Annotated in this window: 15 protein-coding genes; 10 read left to right on the forward strand and 5 right to left on the reverse strand. The window is 66.6% G+C overall.

The window, feature by feature from the left end:
• Positions 1-13 precede the first annotated feature (13 nt).
• Genes ACI3L3_RS16045 through ACI3L3_RS16060 form a run of 4 tightly spaced genes read right to left on the reverse strand, consistent with a single transcriptional unit; the run spans position 14 to position 3,411 of the window.
• On the reverse strand, positions 14-682 hold the full coding sequence (locus tag ACI3L3_RS16045) for a TonB family protein (RefSeq protein ID WP_404846164.1): 669 nt from the start codon (positions 680-682) through the stop codon (positions 14-16).
• Complete coding sequence (locus ACI3L3_RS16050) at positions 679-1,092, reverse strand: ExbD/TolR family protein (RefSeq protein WP_404846165.1); 414 nt, start codon at positions 1,090-1,092, stop codon at positions 679-681. Before ACI3L3_RS16050 ends, ACI3L3_RS16045 begins: the two co-directional genes overlap by 4 nt.
• Complete coding sequence (locus ACI3L3_RS16055; protein WP_404846166.1) at positions 1,089-1,706, reverse strand: MotA/TolQ/ExbB proton channel family protein; 618 nt, start codon at positions 1,704-1,706, stop codon at positions 1,089-1,091. The genes ACI3L3_RS16050 and ACI3L3_RS16055 overlap by 4 nt, the downstream gene beginning before the upstream one ends.
• Positions 1,687-3,411, reverse strand: coding sequence for a hypothetical protein (locus ACI3L3_RS16060; RefSeq protein WP_404846167.1), 1,725 nt, complete (start codon positions 3,409-3,411; stop codon positions 1,687-1,689). Before ACI3L3_RS16060 ends, ACI3L3_RS16055 begins: the two co-directional genes overlap by 20 nt.
• A 322-nt stretch (positions 3,412-3,733) precedes the next feature.
• Here ACI3L3_RS16060 and ACI3L3_RS16065 point away from each other — a divergent pair, with 322 nt between their 5' ends.
• The 10 genes from ACI3L3_RS16065 to asnB all read left to right on the forward strand — a co-directional run bounded on the left by ACI3L3_RS16065 (position 3,734) and on the right by asnB (position 16,098).
• A complete protein-coding gene (locus tag ACI3L3_RS16065; RefSeq protein WP_404846168.1) occupies positions 3,734-5,878 on the forward strand; it encodes a Tex family protein in 2,145 nt (714 codons plus the stop codon).
• 217 nt (positions 5,879-6,095) lie between these two features.
• The gene (locus tag ACI3L3_RS16070) at positions 6,096-6,542 is read left to right on the forward strand and encodes a hypothetical protein (protein WP_404846169.1); all 447 of its coding nucleotides are present in this window, start codon (positions 6,096-6,098) and stop codon (positions 6,540-6,542) included.
• Between the two features lie 9 nt (positions 6,543-6,551).
• Complete coding sequence (locus ACI3L3_RS16075; RefSeq protein ID WP_404846170.1) at positions 6,552-7,679, forward strand: DegT/DnrJ/EryC1/StrS family aminotransferase; 1,128 nt, start codon at positions 6,552-6,554, stop codon at positions 7,677-7,679.
• Positions 7,669-8,475 carry a class I SAM-dependent DNA methyltransferase gene (locus tag ACI3L3_RS16080; protein ID WP_404846171.1) on the forward strand — a complete coding sequence of 269 codons (807 nt, stop codon included), beginning with the start codon at positions 7,669-7,671 and terminating at the stop codon, positions 8,473-8,475. The genes ACI3L3_RS16075 and ACI3L3_RS16080 overlap by 11 nt, the downstream gene beginning before the upstream one ends.
• Positions 8,472-9,650, forward strand: a complete 1,179-nt coding sequence (locus ACI3L3_RS16085; protein ID WP_404846172.1) for a glycosyltransferase — start codon at positions 8,472-8,474, stop codon at positions 9,648-9,650. The genes ACI3L3_RS16080 and ACI3L3_RS16085 overlap by 4 nt, the downstream gene beginning before the upstream one ends.
• Positions 9,647-10,507 carry a glycosyltransferase family 2 protein gene (locus tag ACI3L3_RS16090; RefSeq protein ID WP_404846173.1) on the forward strand — a complete coding sequence of 287 codons (861 nt, stop codon included), beginning with the start codon at positions 9,647-9,649 and terminating at the stop codon, positions 10,505-10,507. Before ACI3L3_RS16085 ends, ACI3L3_RS16090 begins: the two co-directional genes overlap by 4 nt.
• Complete coding sequence (locus ACI3L3_RS16095) at positions 10,500-11,777, forward strand: glycosyltransferase (RefSeq protein WP_404846174.1); 1,278 nt, start codon at positions 10,500-10,502, stop codon at positions 11,775-11,777. Before ACI3L3_RS16090 ends, ACI3L3_RS16095 begins: the two co-directional genes overlap by 8 nt.
• Positions 11,756-12,526, forward strand: coding sequence for a TylF/MycF/NovP-related O-methyltransferase (locus tag ACI3L3_RS16100; protein WP_404846175.1), 771 nt, complete (start codon positions 11,756-11,758; stop codon positions 12,524-12,526). Before ACI3L3_RS16095 ends, ACI3L3_RS16100 begins: the two co-directional genes overlap by 22 nt.
• A complete protein-coding gene (locus tag ACI3L3_RS16105) occupies positions 12,523-14,187 on the forward strand; it encodes a glycosyltransferase (protein WP_404846176.1) in 1,665 nt (554 codons plus the stop codon). The genes ACI3L3_RS16100 and ACI3L3_RS16105 overlap by 4 nt, the downstream gene beginning before the upstream one ends.
• A gap of 3 nt (positions 14,188-14,190) precedes the next feature.
• Positions 14,191-16,098, forward strand: a complete 1,908-nt coding sequence (asnB, locus tag ACI3L3_RS16110) for an asparagine synthase (glutamine-hydrolyzing) (RefSeq protein ID WP_404846177.1) — start codon at positions 14,191-14,193, stop codon at positions 16,096-16,098.
• A gap of 121 nt (positions 16,099-16,219) precedes the next feature.
• Here asnB and ACI3L3_RS16115 read toward each other — a convergent pair whose 3' ends face one another.
• Positions 16,220-16,480 (reverse strand): hypothetical protein, encoded by a 261-nt coding sequence (locus tag ACI3L3_RS16115; protein WP_404846178.1) that lies wholly within the window; start codon positions 16,478-16,480, stop codon positions 16,220-16,222.
• Positions 16,481-16,491: the final 11 nt, after the last annotated feature.

Here is a 16,491-nt window from a genome sequence, read left to right on the forward strand (position 1 = left end):
GTATGGTGATGAATCAGGTCAGCAGAAACTGCACGCCAACCTGAAGGCGAACCGGCAACTCAAACAGCCCCGCCGGGGGGCAGGGAAACGGCGCGGCGCGCTCCACAGCGCGGGCCGCGGCCTCATCAAGGGCCTTGGAGCCGCTGGTCTGCGCCACGGTCACCGCAGACACAGCCCCGTCCCTGTGCAGAACAAACCGCACCACAACCTGCCCCTGCCGCGCCGTGGCCTTGGCCTGTTCGGGATAGACCTTGATGGCATCCACGCGCATTTTGAGCAGTTCAAAGTAGTCCCGCTGGCCCATGAAGCCCGCCATGGCATCGCTGGCCGTAGCGGCCACGCCAACCGGTCCGGCAAGGGCGGCCATATCGCCCACCGCGCCCGGAGCCGCGGGAATGGTCGGCGCATCCACCGACGCGGTTTTCACCGGCGTAGGCGCGGCCATGGGCGGGGCCATGGCGCGCACGGGCTGCGGCGAGACGGGCGTTGGCGCATCCAGCCTGCGGCGCGGGGTGGGGATATCGCGCCCGGAATCCGATGGGACGTCCGCCATGTCGATTTCAATGGCGGCAAGGCGCTCCGGCCCAGGGTTCGGCGCGGCCCACAGCCCAAGGCACAACGCAACGGCAAACACACCCACAAGGGCGGCAAACAGGCCATCCTCGCGCACGGCGTCCATCATTGCCCCGCGCCCTTTTCGGTGGCGAGGCACAGCTTGGACGCCCCGGCGGCCTTCACCGTATCCATGACGTGCACGGCATTATCCAGCACCAGCTCCCGGTCCGCGCGGATGATGACGGCCTTGTTTGTGCGCGCGGCAAGGCGGCCCTTCACTTCCGTAAACAGACTGGCGTCCGGCACAGGGTCGGCGTCCACCCAGGTTTTGCCCGCGGCGTCCACATAGACCACAAGCTCGCGCTCCACCTGCGGGGCGGAGGCCTGCGCCTTGGGGAGTTTGACGGTGATGCCCTCGTCCACCATGAAGTTGGTGGTCAGCAAAAAATAGATGAGCAGCAAAAAGACAATATCGATAATGGACGTCAGGGGAACCTGCACGCCGTAGCGGGGGCGGGAGTCGGGACGGACCATCATGCCTTGCGCTCCGGTCCGGTCAAAGTTTGCAGGTAGGCCACTGCCCCGCGCCGCAATCCGGCCTCGTGCCGGGTGATGCGCGCCATCAGGTAGCTGTGCGCGGCCATGGCGGGCAACGCCACGGCAAGGCCAAGGGCCGTTGTGAGCATGGCTTCCCAAATGCCGCCCGCAAGCACCGCAGCGTTCACCTTGCCGCCCATTTCCTGAATCACCATAAAGGCCTTAATCATGCCGATAACGGTGCCCAGCAGCCCAAGGCTCGGCGCAATGTTGCCAATGGTGGCCAGCAGTTGCGTACGGCGGGAGAGGTGGCGAAGCTCATCGTTGGTGGCGCTTACAAGCACGGTTTCCATCATTTCCCTGTCCGCCGCGCTGACGGGCAGCACCTGCGCCAGCACCCGGCCAAGGGCGCTGTTGTCGCCATCCAGCATGGCGCGCGCCTCGCCGCCGCGGCCATCGCGTACAAGGCGGCCTAGGCCGCTTGCCAGCTCCGCCCCGCGCACCCGCACGCGGGAAAACACCACAAGACGCTCCACAAAAATGGCGCACACCAGCACAAAACACGCAAGAATGGGATAGACGAGAACGCCCCCCTTACCCAGCAGTTCCAACATGATCCCTCCGCGTCGTTGCCGCCGCGCTGTCGGCGGCGTCCGTCACGCCAGCCCGGGGCTGGCCTTTGGTCAAATCCGGTTCGCCGTCAAAGTCCATGTCCTGCGACGTGGACACAAGGCGTCCCTTGGCATCATAGGTTTCCCACACATCAGGGCGCCCATCGCCGTTGGTGTCCTCCCACACTGCGGCGACAACGCCGCCGTCGTAAGTAAAGACTTCCTCGGGCGAGCCGTCGCCGTCTTTGTCGCGCTCGGCGCGCAGGGCATCGCCGCCGGGGCCGTAGAACCACGTCAGCACGGCCCCGCTGGCTTCGCGCTCGCGGCTTCGCTCCAGCGCGCCCTTCTCGTCAAAGAACTCGGCCATCTGCACCGCGCCGTCCGGCTGGCGGTACTCCTTGTGGCGCAGTAGGCCCGCGCGGTAGCACAGACGGTATTCCGCCACGCCGTCCCCGTCGCCATCCTGCGTCAGCACCATGTCCCAGCCCTCGTGGCCGTAGCGCTGGGTGATCTCAAAGCGGCCATCACCGTCCGCATCGCGCGTCAGGCGGGTCTTGTTGCCACCAGCAAACCACGCCCGAAGGTCCACGCGTCCATTGCCGGACTCGTCGGACTCCATAAACGTCACCTCTCCGCCGGTCAGGCGCTGCCACGTATCAATGCGCCCATTGCCGCTGCGGTCATGCTCCACGCGCACGCACTGGCCGCTGGCGTCGTAGTTTTCCTTGTGGTCCGGGCGTCCGTCGCCGTCCGCGTCACGCGTGAGGCTGGCGCGCACGCCACCCGCAAACAGCACCACGGTTTCGCGGCGTCCGTCGTGGTCCTCGTCGCGCTCAAGGCGCTGAGGGATGCTGGCGGCGTAGGTCTGCACGGTGTCAAAGCGCCCATCGGCGTTGGTGTCCTGCCGCACCGTGGCGGGGACGCCCTCGGCGTCCAGCAGGCGAACCGTGTCACGCGCGCCGTCGCCGGTGGTGTCGGCCTCCTGCCGCACGGGGCGGCCCTTGGCAAAATATGTTGTCAGGTCCAGCCGCCCATCCCCGCTCACGTCCTGCTCCTGCCGCTCGGGCAGGCCCGCGCTATACATGGTACGGCGGGTCAAAACGCCCTGCGGCGTGCGCTCCTCCTGCAGGACGGGCTGTCCGCCCTCGTACTGGCGGACCATCTCGGCCCAGCCGTCCTCGTCCACATCGTGCTCACTGCGGCAGACGTTGCCGTCCGCGGCAAAGCTGTACACAGCCTCGGAAATGCCGCTTTGGTCGGCGTCCACACGCCGCGTGCGCAGAACGCCGCCGTCATACTCCTGCCGGCTCTCCCACACGCCGTTTTGGTCCACATCCACCGTCACGGCGGCGAGCACCCCATGGGCATAGGACTGCACCGTGTCCAGAACGCCGTCCCCGGTGCTGTCGCGGCGGATGGTCAGGGGCTGGCCCTTGGCATCAAAGCGGGCGTCGTATTCTACCTGTCCGTTTGCGGCGAGGCGCTGCTGGTGCTGGCGCACACCGCCCGCGTAGGTTTCGGTCCACTCCCACAGGCCATCGCCGTCAGCGTCGCGCTCCACGCGGGCGATGGTGCCGCCCTCGTAGTGCTGGCGCAGTTCAAACCGGCCGTCAGCATCGGCGTCCACCTCAAGGCACGTCAGGTGCCCGCCCGCATCAAAATGCGCCACGCGGTCCACCACGCCGTCGCCGTCGGTGTCCTTTTCCATCGTCCTCGCCTGCGCGGGGAAGGAAAACCCCGCCAGCAGCAAGACTATCGCGAGAATATGAAACCTTTTTGCACCCATAGACCCACCTCTTGAGTCCAGGTCCGTACTATCTTTTTTGAGTTAGAGCAATTTTTCGCATAATCATTTTTTTTTACTCATCGTAATTTCATATGAAATATAGAAACGTGTCACTCTGGGCTGATTTTCCGCCCCTGACCGCCCTTTGGCGCGGATTCTCCCCCTCCTGCCTCACAACCCCCTTGACCTCGACGCGCCCTTGCGTATCCAATGCGCGCGAACCTTCTCACCATAAGGACACCGCATGACACCACAGCATTGCGACACCATAGCCAAAAGCCTCGGCCTGTCTCAGGCCGCCATTTCCGCCACGGCGGAGCTTCTGTCCGGCGGGGCCACGGTTCCGTTTATTGCCCGCTACAGAAAAGAACAGACCAAGGGGCTGGATGAAGTCCAAATCGCCGCCGTGCGCGAGCAGATGGACCGCCTTGCCGAATTGGACAAGCGCCGCGAGTCCATCCTCTCCTCCCTCACCGAGCGCGACCTGCTGACGGATGACCTCAGGCGCGCCGTGGCGGGCGCGGCCACCTTGGCCGAGCTGGAAGACATCTACCTGCCCCACCGCCCCAAGCGGCGCACCCGTGCGGAAATGGCGCGGGAAAAGGGCCTTGCCCCGCTGGCTAAGGCGATTTTGGTGCAAAAAGGGCTGGACCCGGAGGACGGCGCGCGCCGCTTTGTGAATGCGGAAAAGGGCGTACCGGACGTGGACGCCGCCCTTGCCGGAGCGCGCGACATCATTGCCGAGGTTGTGGCCGAGGACCGCGCCGCGCGCGAAACCCTGCGCCAGCTCTTTGCCCGTCAGGGCGAACTGCGCTCGGCTGTGGTCAAGGCCAAGGCCGAGACGGAAGCCGCCGCCACCTTCCGCGACTATTTTGACTGGGGCGAGCGCGCGGCCAAAGCGCCGGGACACCGGGTGCTGGCCATCCTGCGCGGGGAGAGCGAAGGAGTGCTCCGCGTAAGCCTGCGCCCGGACGAGGACGCCGCCCTCTCCCGTCTGAGCCGCCGCTTTGTGCGCGGCAAGGGGGCAGACAGCCAACAGGTGCTGCTGGCCGTGCAGGATGCCTACAAACGCCTGCTTACCCCGGCCATGGAGAACGAGGCCAAGGCCGCCCTGAAGCTGCGCGCCGATGACGAAGCCATCGCCGTCTTTGCGGACAACCTGCGCGAACTGCTGCTTGCCGCGCCCCTTGGGCAAAGGCGCGTGCTGGCCCTTGATCCGGGCTACCGCACCGGGGCCAAGCTCGTCTGCCTTGATGCACAAGGCGCGCTGCTCACGGAGACGAAAATCTTCCCCACCCATGGCGGGCGCAAAGCCGAGGAGGCCGCGCGCACCGTCACCGACCTGTGCAGCCGTTACGCCATTGAGGCCATCGCCATCGGCAACGGCACAGCCGGACGCGAGACGGAAACCTTTATCCGGGGCCTCTCCCTGCCCGGTGCGCCCGAGGTTGTCATGGTCAACGAAGCCGGCGCGTCGGTCTACTCAGCCTCCGCCACCGCGCGCGAGGAATTCCCGGACCATGACGTCACCGTACGCGGGGCGGTCTCCATTGGCCGCCGCCTCATGGACCCACTGGCCGAGCTTGTTAAAATCGACCCCAAGGCCATTGGTGTTGGACAGTACCAGCACGACGTGGACCAAAAGAAACTGCGCGCCGCGCTGGACGCCGTGGTGGAGCACTGCGTCAACGCCGTAGGCGTGGATGTGAACAGCGCCAGCGTGGAGCTCTTGTCCCACGTGTCGGGCCTTGGTCCGTCGCTGGCCAAAAACATCGTAGCCTACCGGACGCAGAACGGTCCCTTTGCCTCCCGCGCGCAGCTCAAGAAGGTCCCCCGCCTGGGGCCCAAGGCCTTTGAGCAGTGCGCGGGCTTTCTGCGCGTCACCGGCGGGCGCGAACCGCTGGACGCCAGCGCCGTGCACCCGGAGCGCTACGCTCTTGTCCGCCGCATGGCCGGAGACGCCGGATGCACCGTCCCGGACCTCCTTGGCAGCGCGGACGCGCGCGCTCGCATTGACGTGAACGCCTACGTGGACGGCGAGGTCGGCCTGCCCACCCTGCGCGACATTATGAGCGAGCTGGAAAAGCCCGGACGCGACCCGCGCAGCAGCTTTGAGGTCTTCTCCTTTGCGGACGTGCACGACATAAAGGACCTGGAACCCGGCATGCATTTGCCCGGCATCGTCACCAACGTGACCACCTTTGGCGCGTTTGTGGACATTGGCGTGCACCGCGACGGCCTTGTGCACATCAGCCAGTTGGCCGAACGCTTTGTGCGCGACCCGGCCGAGGTGGTCCGCGTGCGCCAGCAGGTGCGCGTGCGCGTCACCGAGGTGGACCGCGAACGCGGCCGCATTGGCCTGAGCATGAAGGACCTTGCTGACCAGTAGCACCAACTTCTCCACCACAAGCACACAGCCCCCCGATCACCGGGGGGCTTTTTTTGGGCACGCCAAAATCCCCTCCACACGCGCCACGCGCCTGCATCGCGGGGCAAACCGCGCGCCAAAGCGCCGCGTACAACTCTGCGCCATACTTGCGCTTCCCGCAGTTTCAGGTATTTTTGATGGAATCGGTCAACCCTCTTGCCCTTGCGGGGAGGCGAGCATGGTGGAGCGCGTGGAGAATGCAGGCCGCATTCTGGCCATACTGGTGCGGGCTGGTCACAGCGTGGACGGCATTGAGTTTTTCACGCCCGGGGACTTTTCGCAGCAGCTCGCGTCCATGCGGCGCCCCAGCGGCCACGTCATCCCCCCGCACGCGCACAACCCCGTCCAGCGCGAGGTGCTTCTGACGCAGGAGGTCCTCTTTGTCGTCAGCGGGCGGCTACGGGTGGACTTCTACGACGACGAGTGCGCCTACCTCTCCAGCCGCATCCTCACCGCCGGGGACGTTATCCTTCTGGCTTCAGGCGGGCATGGATTCGAGATGCTGGAGGACACCCAGCTCATTGAAGTCAAGCAAGGTCCCTACGCCGGAGACCACGACAAGACGCGCTTTTGCGGAGTGGACCGCGACCAGACCTTCATCCCCGAAACGGACGAGACGGACTAGGAGACGCCAGTGTCCGACTTTATCCCCGTATGCACCCCGGTTCTCGACGGCAACGAACAGCGCTACGTGACACAGTGCGTGGAAACGGGCTGGATTTCGTCCGAGGGCGAATTCGTCCGGCGGCTGGAGGACGGCATGGCGCGCCACTGCGCCCGCTGCCACGGCATTGCCGTCTCCAGCGGCACCGCTGCACTGGAAGCCGCCATGCACGCCCTCGGCATCGGCCCCGGTGACGAAGTCATCCTGCCCACCTTTTGTATTATTTCCTGCGCCGGCGCCGTGGTGCGCTGCGGCGCGCGCCCGGTGGTGGTGGACAGTCTGCCGGACACATGGTGCATGGACCCCGCCGCCGTACAGCGCGCCCTGACCGCCAAAACCCGCGCCCTGCTGGCCGTGCACACCTACGGCCTCACCGTGGACATGGCCCCGCTGGTGGACCTTGCCCGGCGCGAGGGCCTTGCCCTTATCGAAGACGCGGCGGAGGCCCACGGCCAAAGCATCGGGGACGCCCCCTGCGGCAGCTTCGGCGACATCAGCATCTTCAGCTTCTACCCCAACAAGCTGGTCACCACCGGCGAAGGGGGCATGCTCCTTACAGATAGCGACGCCCTTGCCCAGCGCCTACGCGAGCTACGCAACCTCTGCTTTCAGCCCGAGCGGCGCTTTGTGCACCAGACGCTGGGCTTTAACTGGCGGATGTCCAACGTGCAGGCGGCCCTTGGCGTGGCCCAACTGGAGCGCCTGCGCCCCCACAGGCAAAAAAAACGCGCCATCGGCCAGCGCTACGCGGAGCTTTTGGCGGACACGCCCGGCCTCATACTGCCCAGCCCCACCGGACCGGGATGCACCAACGACTACTGGGTGTTTGGCGTGGTTCTGGATGATGACATCCCCCTTGGCGCAGAGGACGTCATGCGCCGCCTTGGCGAAGCAGGCATCGGCACGCGCCCCTTTTTCTGGCCCATGCACGAACAGCCCGTGTTTTTGAATATGGGCTTCTTTGCCGGGGAATCCCACCCCGTGGCCGAACGCCTAGCCCGGCGGGGCTTCTACATTCCAAACGGCCTCGGCATAACAGAGGACGAGCAACAGCGCGTCGCCCGCGCCGTGAAGGAGGCGCTGCGCCATGTCGCATGACCCCACAACGCCGCACGGCGATGCCTCCGCCATCTTTGACGAATACGCAACGTATTACGATCTGCTTTACCCAGAAAAAGATTCCAAGGCCGAGGCCGCATTCGTTCTGGAGCGCCTTGCCGCGCACACGGGCCAGCCCAAAACGCTCCTTGAGTTTGGCACCGGCAGTGGACGCCACGCGGAGCACTTTGTCCGGCAGGGGGTGGCCGTCACCGGCGTGGAGCGCAGCCCGCGCATGCTCACGCTGGCCACGGCGCGGAATATGGACGTGACCTGCGCCATGGGCGAGCGCCTGACCTACGTGCAGGAGGACATCCGCACCCTGCGCCTACCGCGCACCTTTGACGCCGTTGTCGCGCTCTTTCACGTCATGAGCTACATGGCCACGCCGCAGGACCTTGCCGCCGCCATGAACGCCGCAAGCAGACACCTGCGCCCCGGCGGCGCGTTTTTGTTCGATTACTGGTACGGTCCCTGCGTGACGGCCCAGCCCCCGCAAAAAACGGAAAAGCACGTGGACGCCGAGGACGTGCGCCTGCACAGGCGCACCACGCCCACCATGGACCCCGCCGCGCACACCGTCACCGTGCACTTTGACCTCACAGTGGAGCGCGAGGGCGCCCCGGCCCGGCACATCAGCGAAGACCACATCATGCGCTATCTGTTCCAGCCCGAGGTCACCGCCGCCATGGACGCGGCAGGGCTGGACCTTGTGGAACAGGGCGAATGGCTCACCCGGCGCGAGCCCTCGCCCGAGACCTTTGGCGTCTACGCCGTGGGGGTGAAGCGGGCATGAAGGGCGCGGTCTGCATCGTTACTCCCTACGCACGGCCAGAGGTGAACCCCACCCTCGTCAATCTGGCCGAGGCCCTGGCCGCACGCTTCTACCGTGTGGACATCCTTGGTCCGGACGGCGATATGCGCGTCAGCCTGCCGGACGGGCTGACCGGCATTGTGGCGGAGCACGGCCCCTGCAACCCCATGGCCCCCTCCCCTAGCGGCCTGCGGGGGCGGCTGGTCCGGCGGCTGCGGCGCACGCGCCGCCCGCGTCAGCTGTGCGCCAGCGGCTACAAGGCCATCATCGGCGTGGACCCGCGCGGGCTGGAGATGGCCCACCGCCTCAACACCCACGCGCGCCTGCCCCTTGTGTATCTGTCCTTTGAAATCATGTTTGACGACGAGCTCACCCCGGCAGAGCGCCCCCTGCGCGCCGCCGAGCGCGCGGCCTGCCGCGACGTGCAGCTCACGCTGGTGCAGGACGCCGGACGCGCCATCCTGCTGGCCGAACAAACAGGCCTGCCCCGCGAGGACATGGTCCTTGTGCCCAACGCGCCCCTGCGCACCCCCCTGCGCGAAACGCGCTGGCTGCGCAGCCGCCTTGGCATCCCGGACGAACGGCGCATCGTGCTGTATGCGGGCAGTCCGTCCAGCTGGGCGGGCCTACACCTGTGGCAGGATATGCTGGCCACATGGCCCGAAGAGTTCCTGCTGGTGGTGCATTGCCGCTCCGGCCTTGGTCCGCGCATGGACGCCCACCTCGGGCGGCTGACCGAGAGCGGACGTCTGCTCCTCTCCCACGGTCCGGTACCGCCGGAGGTGCTCCCGCAGGTCTTTGCCTCTGCGGATTTTGGCTTTGCGCCCTATATGGCCACACCGGACGACTGGACCAGCGGCAAAAACATCACCCACATCGGTTTTTCCTCGGGCAAAGTGGGCTGGTACGCCCTGTGCGGCCTGCCCATCCTTGCCAGCGCCCTGCCCGTGTTCTCGCGTGAATTCACGCGCTACGGGTGCGGACGCATCTACGAGCAGGCCTGCGAAACCGGACGCCTGCTTACGGAAATGGACCGCGACTACGCCTTCCACTCGCAGGAGTCCCAACGCTTTTATGACGAACGCCTCGACCCCGCGCCCGGACTGGCCGCATTCTGCGACAGGCTGGAAGCCCTGCTGGCACAGGAGGCCGCGTGAGTACGCCCGTCATCTCGGCCGTTCTCGGCTCCTACAACCGGGCGCGCTTTTTACGGCGCACCATCGCCAGCCTGCGGCGCGAACTGGCCCCCCACCCGCATGAAATCATCGTGGTGGACGGCGGTTCCACGGACGGCGCCATCCGCTGGCTGTGCTCGCAAAAGGACGTGGTGACCATCGTCCAGCACAACCGCGGCACGTGGCGGGGCGCGCCCCTGCCGCGTCGGTCGTGGGGGTGGTTTATGAATCTGGCCTTCAAGGCCGCGCACGGACGCTACGTGCTCATGGTCAGTGACGACGCCCTCCTCGTCCCCGGCAGTGTGGACGCGGCCCTTGCCCACCACGGCGCCCTGACCGGCGAAGGCCGCCGCGTCGGCGCGCTGGCCTTCTACTGGCGGGACAGCTTCCGAAAGCGCCCCTACATCGTCGGGCATTCCTTTGGGGGCAAAATCTTCGTGAACCACGGCATGTATCTGCGCGAGGCCTTGGAGGATGTGGGCTACTGCGACGAGGACGCCTACAGCTTCTACCACGCCGACGGCGACCTGTGCATGCGCCTGTGGGACCGGGGGTGGGAGGTCGCGGACGCGCCGCGCTCCTTTGTGGAGCACTTCCCCCACGCCACCAAGGCCATACGCCAAGGCAATCTGGCCCGCGCGGACGAAGACTGGGCCACCTTTTGCCGCCGCTGGAAGCCGGATGACGGCTCCACCACCGGGGCCATCACCAGCCCCCATGTGGACACTTCGCGCACGGCCCTGCGCTTTCCCGCGCGGGACATTGCGGCGCTGTACGCGCGGCGCGCCATCTCGCGCCTGCGCCGCCTTGCCGCCACAAGGAGGGCGCCCCATGCGTAACGCCCTGCGCGCCCTGCGCGACACCTTCCGCGAGCTGACGGGCACCGCCGATGCGGCCACGCGCTTCCGCCAGCTTCAGCGCCGCCTGCACCCCAGGACCATCGCCGCCCATGATGAGCTGCTGGACTGGGCCATCGCCGCCGCAGACAAGGACGCCCCCGCGCCGCAAAGCGCCAGCCTCGCCGCAGAAGGGCTTGCCCTGCGCGCCAAGGCCCTGCATCACTTTACCGGACGCCTTGCTGGCAGCCCTCTGCGCGTGCTGGTGCATGTCCCCCCGGCTTCGGTCTCCCCCGCCGGATACTCGGCCTACACCAATCTGGCCCAGAGTCTGGACGTGCTGGGCGTGCCCACGCTGGCGCAGCCCTTTGGCGCGCCATGGCGGGAAGCGCTGGAACGCCTTGCGCCCAACGTGTTGCTTACCAGCGACCACCGCGTCTACCTTGACGACATCGACCACGACGCCCTAACGGACTACCGCCAAAGCGCGCCCCTGCATCTTTTCCTCACCGCATCGCCCGAGGGCGGAGCCGACGCCCCCCTCAGCCAGCGCCTGACCCGCGCCGAAGAGCTTGGCGTACGGGGCTACATGTCGTGGCATGCGCGCGAGTCCTTAACCCATGAGGACTATGCCCCGTTCCATGACCGGGGCCTGCCCATCCTGTCCGTGGAGTTTGGCGCCAATATTGTGGACTTCTACCCGGCGCCGGGTATCCGCCGGGACATTGACTATGTGTTTCTGGCCTCGTCCAACCGCTCCAAGTGGGACCGCTACGCCGACTGGCTGGCCCCCATCCTGCGCGAGAGGGCGGGGTTCGTGGACGGGCCGGGATGGCGACATGCGCGGCGGTGCCTGCTCTCCGACGCGCCGCCAGCAGCCCAGCGGAGCATCCTTGCCCGCGCGCGGGTGGGGCTGAACCTGCACCTTGCCTCGCAGTTTTCACGGCCAACGGAGCTGAACGAGCGCACTTACATCCTTGCGGCCTGCGGCGTGCCTCAGTTGGTGGACCGCCCCGCCCTGCTCCCGCGCCGCTTTGAGGAGGACGCCCTCTTTGTGGCCGACTCCCCGGCGGCCTACCGTGACCTGCTGCGCACCATCCTCGCGCGGCCAGACGCAGCGGAAAAGCGCGCCCGCGCGGCCCTGCGTACCGTCTTTGACAGGCACACCACCTTCCACCGCGCCGAAGCCTTTGCCCAGGAGCTTGCCGCCCTTGTCTGCCCCGCCTACACCACCGCCCAAGGAGACGCCCCATGCCCATCCTGCGCCGGATAAAGAACTGCCTCGTCCGGACCGGAACGCAGGCCCTGTTCAGCGCCGTCAACCGTCCGGGCGGGCGCTTTCATCTGGTAAGCCGCCCCACATGGCACTGGACCATGCCGGACTGGGACGCCGTACACGCCATCGCCCGGATGGACGACCCGCGCGGGGCGGACCTGATGCGCCTGTACGCCCTGCACGCCAACATCCGCCGCGTCCTCGGCGCAGGCGTCCCCGGCGCACTGGCCGAGCTTGGCGTCTACCGCGGCGTGACCGCGCGCCTTTTCCGCCATCTTGCGCCGCAGCGGCGCCTGTACCTTTTTGATACCTTCGAAGGCCTGCCCCAACGCGATATCGACGCCGACCCCGTCAACAAGGCCGGGCGCGAATGCGCCAACACCAGCCTTGATCTGGTGAAACAGCGCGTCGGCGAGGACGGCGTCACCTACTGCCCCGGCTATTTTCCCCAAACGGCCAGCGCCGTACCGGACGACGAACGCTTTGCCGCCGTGCATCTGGACTGCGACCTGCTGGAACCAACCCGCGCCGGGCTGGCCTTCTTTACCCCGCGCATGAGTCCGGGGGGCATCATCATTGTGCACGACTACGCCGGAACCCGCTGGCCCGGCGTGGCCGAGGCCGTGGACGGCTTTTGCGCAGGACGCAGCTTCCGCCCCGTTATCCTGCCCGACGCATCCGGAACCTGCATCATCGCCATCCCCGCCGCGCAGGCGGAGCCAGAACGCGCACGGAGTACCACATGACCACCTCCAACGACGACATCCGCCGCCTTGCAAAGCGCCTCCAACTGGACCCCAACGGTTTTGAGTCCAACCTTGCCCTTGGGCTGCTGCACTTCCGGCGCGAGGAATACGCCGACGCCCTCACCCGCCTCTTGAAGGCCATTGACCAGCGCGAAACGCCTGAGCTTGTGCTTTTTACCGGCGCTCTCGCCCATGAGACAGGGCAGGCGGACACAGCCGGGCGTCTGCTGGAGCGCGCCGTGGCCCTTGCCCCGGACGACGCCGACGCCCACGCCCACCTTGGCCGCTACCGCGCCGCACAAGGCGACATGTCCGGCGCGCGGGAGCATCTTGAACGCGCCCTTGCCCTGCGCCCGGATGATGCGGAACTGCATAACGATATTGGCGTGGCCGCCTATTCCCTTGGCGACCTGCCCGCCGCGCGCCGCGCCCTTGAGCGCGCCACACAGTTGGCCCCCCAGCAGGACACCTTCCGCGCCAATCTTGGCTACGTGCTGGTGTCCCTTGGCGAAGTAGACGCGGCCACGGCCATCGTCACCGCACTGGAGGGCGAAGGCGCAGAGGATGAAGCCCACCGCCTGCGTGAAGCCATCGCCGCCCCCGGCGCGCCCGCAGCCAGCCCCGGCGAGCCGCCCTTGTCCTCGCGCCTTGGGCGCATTTCGCCCATGAGCATGATTGGCAATTTTGGCGAAGGGGCCGGGGAGAAGCGCCCCGCGCTGTCAGTCATCGTCCCCGTCTACAACGAAGCCGGCAATATCACCTCGCTGTATAAAGAGCTGGCCGAGGTGCTGGGCGCCCTGCACGAAACATGCGAAATCATCTTTATTGATGACGGCAGCACCGACGGCTCCGACACAGTGCTGGCGGCCACGGCGGAAAACGACCCCCGCGTGAAGGTCATTGAATTCCGCCGCAACTACGGGCAAACAGCAGCCCTGTCTGCCGGGTTCAAATACTGCCGGGGTGACATCGTCATCACCCTCGACGGCGACCTGCAAAACGACCCGCACGACATCCCCCGCCTGCTGGAGACCATGGCCGAGGGGTATGACCTCGTGAACGGCTGGCGCAAATACCGCAAGGACGCCGCCCTCACCCGCCGCCTGCCCTCGTGGGTGGCCAACCGCATCATCAACAAACTCATTGAGGGCACGGGCGTGCAGTTGCGCGACTACGGCTGTACCCTCAAGGCCTATAAGCGCGGCATTATCAAAAACATCCGCCTCTACGGCGAGATGCACCGATTCATCCCCGTCTTTGCCGCGTGGCTGGGCGTGCGGGTGGCGGAGATTGAGGTCCACCACCGCCCACGCATCCACGGCGAGGCCAAGTACGGCCTCTCGCGCGTTCTACGCGTGGTGCTGGACCTCATCGTGGTGCGGTTCTTTTCGGATTATATGACGCGGCCTATTCATTTCTTTGGCAAAATCGCGTGGCTGACCTCCGGGGCGGGCCTTGGGGGCGTGGCGCTTTTGGCGCTACTTAAGGGAACGTTAGGGCTTGGCGTGTCGTGGGGGATACTGCTGGTACTGGCGGCCCTTGCGCTTATTTCGGGGGTCCATATCGTCTTCATGGGCCTTATCGGCGAGCTGCTTATCCGCTCGTACTTTGAGGGCCAGCACAAGGACCAGTTCGTAGTCCGCAGGGTGCGGGGAGAATAGCGTATGTGCGGCATTGCCGGAATACTGCACGCAGACGCCCGCCCGGTGGACGACGCCGTCCTTGACGCCATGACCGACGCCCTTGCCCACCGGGGACCGGACGGACGCGGCACACGGATTCTGCCCGGTGGTGGCGGGCGCGCCAGCGCAGGGCTTGGGCACCGCCGCCTTGCCATTGTGGACCTGTCCGAACGCGGCGCACAGCCCATGTGCAACGAAGACGGCACCATCTGGCTCACCTTCAACGGCGAAATCTACAACCACCAATCCATCCGTCCCGTCCTTGAGGACCGGGGGCACGATTTTGCCTCGCGCACGGACTCGGAAGTCATCATCCACGCCTATGAGGAATGGGGGAAGGACTGCGTGCGCCGCCTTGACGGCATGTTCGCCTTTGCGGTGTGGGACTGCGCACGCGGGGAACTGCTTCTCGCCCGAGACCGATGGGGCAAGAAGCCGCTCCACTACTGGGCGGATAACCAATCGCTGGCCTTTGCCTCCGAGCTTGGCGCACTACTCCTCGCCCCCCAGATTCCCCGCCGGGTCGACGTGCATTCCCTGTCCCGGTTCCTCCTGCACGAGTACGTCCCCGCGCCGCACTCCATCATCGAGGGCGCGGCCAAGGTTCCGGCGGGGCATATGCTCCTCTGGTCCGGGGGTACGCCGCGCATTGAGCGCTACTTTGAGCCGCCTTTTGTGGACGCCTACGCGGACCTCTCCCTGCCGGAAGCCACCGCGCGCCTTGAGGGCCTGCTGAAAGCCGCCGTGGAAAAGCGCCTGATGAGCGACGTGCCCCTTGGCATCTTCCTCTCCGGCGGGCTGGACTCCAGCGCCATCACCTCGCTGATGGCCGAGTGCCTGCCGCCGCAGGACATCCGCACCTTCTCCATCGGCTTTAAGGAGCAGAGCTTTGACGAGTCCCCCCATGCACGGGCCGTGGCCTCAGCCATAGGCACCCGGCATCACGAGCGCCTGCTCACGCCGCAGGCCATGCTGGACATCCTTCCCGGCGTGCTGGACAGCCTGTCCGAGCCCATGGCCGACCCCAGCATCCTGCCCACGTCGCTGCTCTCCGCCTTCACGCGCGAGCATGTCACCGTGGCCCTTGGCGGCGACGGCGGCGACGAGCTTCTTGCCGGGTACGATCCCTTCCGCGCCCTGACCCCGGCGCGGCTTCTGGACGCCCTGCCGCGCGGCCTCATGCGCCTTGCTACGCGCGCGGCGTATGCCGTCCCGGCCTCGGAGCGGAATATGGGGCTGGTCTTCAAGGTGCAGCGCTTTTTGCGGGGCATGGGCTACACCGGGTGTCAGCGTCAGCAGGCGTGGCTTTCCGCCTTCCTGCGTGAGGAACAACAGCCCCTGCTGCACCCGGACGCACAGGACGCCGTGGCGGGCTTTGACCCGCTGGATGACCTCGCCGCGGACTGCGGCGCACGCCACTTTGCCAGCGATATCGACATGGCCTCGTATTTCTACCTGCGCTACTACATGGCCGGGCACATCCTCGCCAAGGTGGATCAAGCCTCCATGAGCCATTCGCTGGAGGTGCGCGCGCCATTTCTGGACACGGACCTTGCCGCCTTTGCCTGCGCCCTGCCCCCGCGCCACCGCCTGCGCGGCATGACCAGCAAGGTCATCCTGCGCCGCCTGCTGCGTGACCGTGTACCCCGCAGCATTGCGGCGCGCGGCAAAAAGGGCTTCGGCATTCCGCTGGCCGCATGGCTTCGCGGTCCCCTGCGCCCGCTGGTGGAGGACACCCTTTCCCCCCGCGCCCTTGCGGCGGAGCCACTCTTCAACACCAAGGCCGTCCGCGCCATCGTGGACGAGCATATGTCCGGGCGGCGCGACAGGCGCAAGGAGTTGTGGACCCTTATCTGCTTTCAGTCATGGAAGCGCCGCTTCTGCCCCTAACCGGCCCCGCTCCCTCAGAAAACGCGCGCAGATTCTCCCGCTCGCCCCCCCCCTCACACGCAAACAGCCCCGGCTCCCATATGGGAACCGGGGCTGTCCTTCACAGCGGGCCGCGTGCGGCCTACTCGTCGTCTTCCGTCTTTGCGGAGCGGGTCTTGCCATACTCGACACGCGCTTCCCAGACCTTTTTGCCAATACGGCGGCCAAGGTCGGCCTGCCGGGAGCGGATGAGCGCTTCGGCGGCCTCGCGGTTGCCCTCTACCTTGAGCATGGTCGCGGATTCGAGATCCCGCAGATATTTCTCGCACTCCCGGACAAGTCCGGACAGGTCGAGTGTGCCGAGTTCCTCAGGAACCCGCACAGAACGTACTTTGCGCGGCATTGCGTTATCCT

This window comes from Desulfobaculum sp. SPO524 (genome assembly GCF_044987625.1).
Classification (GTDB): Bacteria; Desulfobacterota; Desulfovibrionia; order Desulfovibrionales; family Desulfovibrionaceae; genus Desulfobaculum.

Excerpts from the sequence above, each read along its gene's own strand:
- ACI3L3_RS16115 (WP_404846178.1), bottom strand. The coding sequence starts at position 16,480 with ATGCCGCGCAAAGTACGTTCTGTGCGGGTTCCTGAGGAACTCGGCACA.
- ACI3L3_RS16085 (WP_404846172.1), top strand. The coding sequence starts at position 8,472 with ATGAAGGGCGCGGTCTGCATCGTTACTCCCTACGCACGGCCAGAGGTG.
- ACI3L3_RS16105 (WP_404846176.1), top strand. The coding sequence starts at position 12,523 with ATGACCACCTCCAACGACGACATCCGCCGCCTTGCAAAGCGCCTCCAA.
- ACI3L3_RS16065 (WP_404846168.1), top strand. The coding sequence starts at position 3,734 with ATGACACCACAGCATTGCGACACCATAGCCAAAAGCCTCGGCCTGTCT.
- ACI3L3_RS16050 (WP_404846165.1), bottom strand. The coding sequence starts at position 1,092 with ATGATGGTCCGTCCCGACTCCCGCCCCCGCTACGGCGTGCAGGTTCCC.
- ACI3L3_RS16095 (WP_404846174.1), top strand. The coding sequence starts at position 10,500 with ATGCGTAACGCCCTGCGCGCCCTGCGCGACACCTTCCGCGAGCTGACG.
- ACI3L3_RS16055 (WP_404846166.1), bottom strand. The coding sequence starts at position 1,706 with ATGTTGGAACTGCTGGGTAAGGGGGGCGTTCTCGTCTATCCCATTCTT.
- ACI3L3_RS16100 (WP_404846175.1), top strand. The coding sequence starts at position 11,756 with ATGCCCATCCTGCGCCGGATAAAGAACTGCCTCGTCCGGACCGGAACG.
- asnB (WP_404846177.1), top strand. The coding sequence starts at position 14,191 with ATGTGCGGCATTGCCGGAATACTGCACGCAGACGCCCGCCCGGTGGAC.
- ACI3L3_RS16060 (WP_404846167.1), bottom strand. The coding sequence starts at position 3,411 with ATGGAAAAGGACACCGACGGCGACGGCGTGGTGGACCGCGTGGCGCAT.
- ACI3L3_RS16045 (WP_404846164.1), bottom strand. The coding sequence starts at position 682 with ATGATGGACGCCGTGCGCGAGGATGGCCTGTTTGCCGCCCTTGTGGGT.
- ACI3L3_RS16070 (WP_404846169.1), top strand. The coding sequence starts at position 6,096 with ATGGTGGAGCGCGTGGAGAATGCAGGCCGCATTCTGGCCATACTGGTG.
- ACI3L3_RS16080 (WP_404846171.1), top strand. The coding sequence starts at position 7,669 with ATGTCGCATGACCCCACAACGCCGCACGGCGATGCCTCCGCCATCTTT.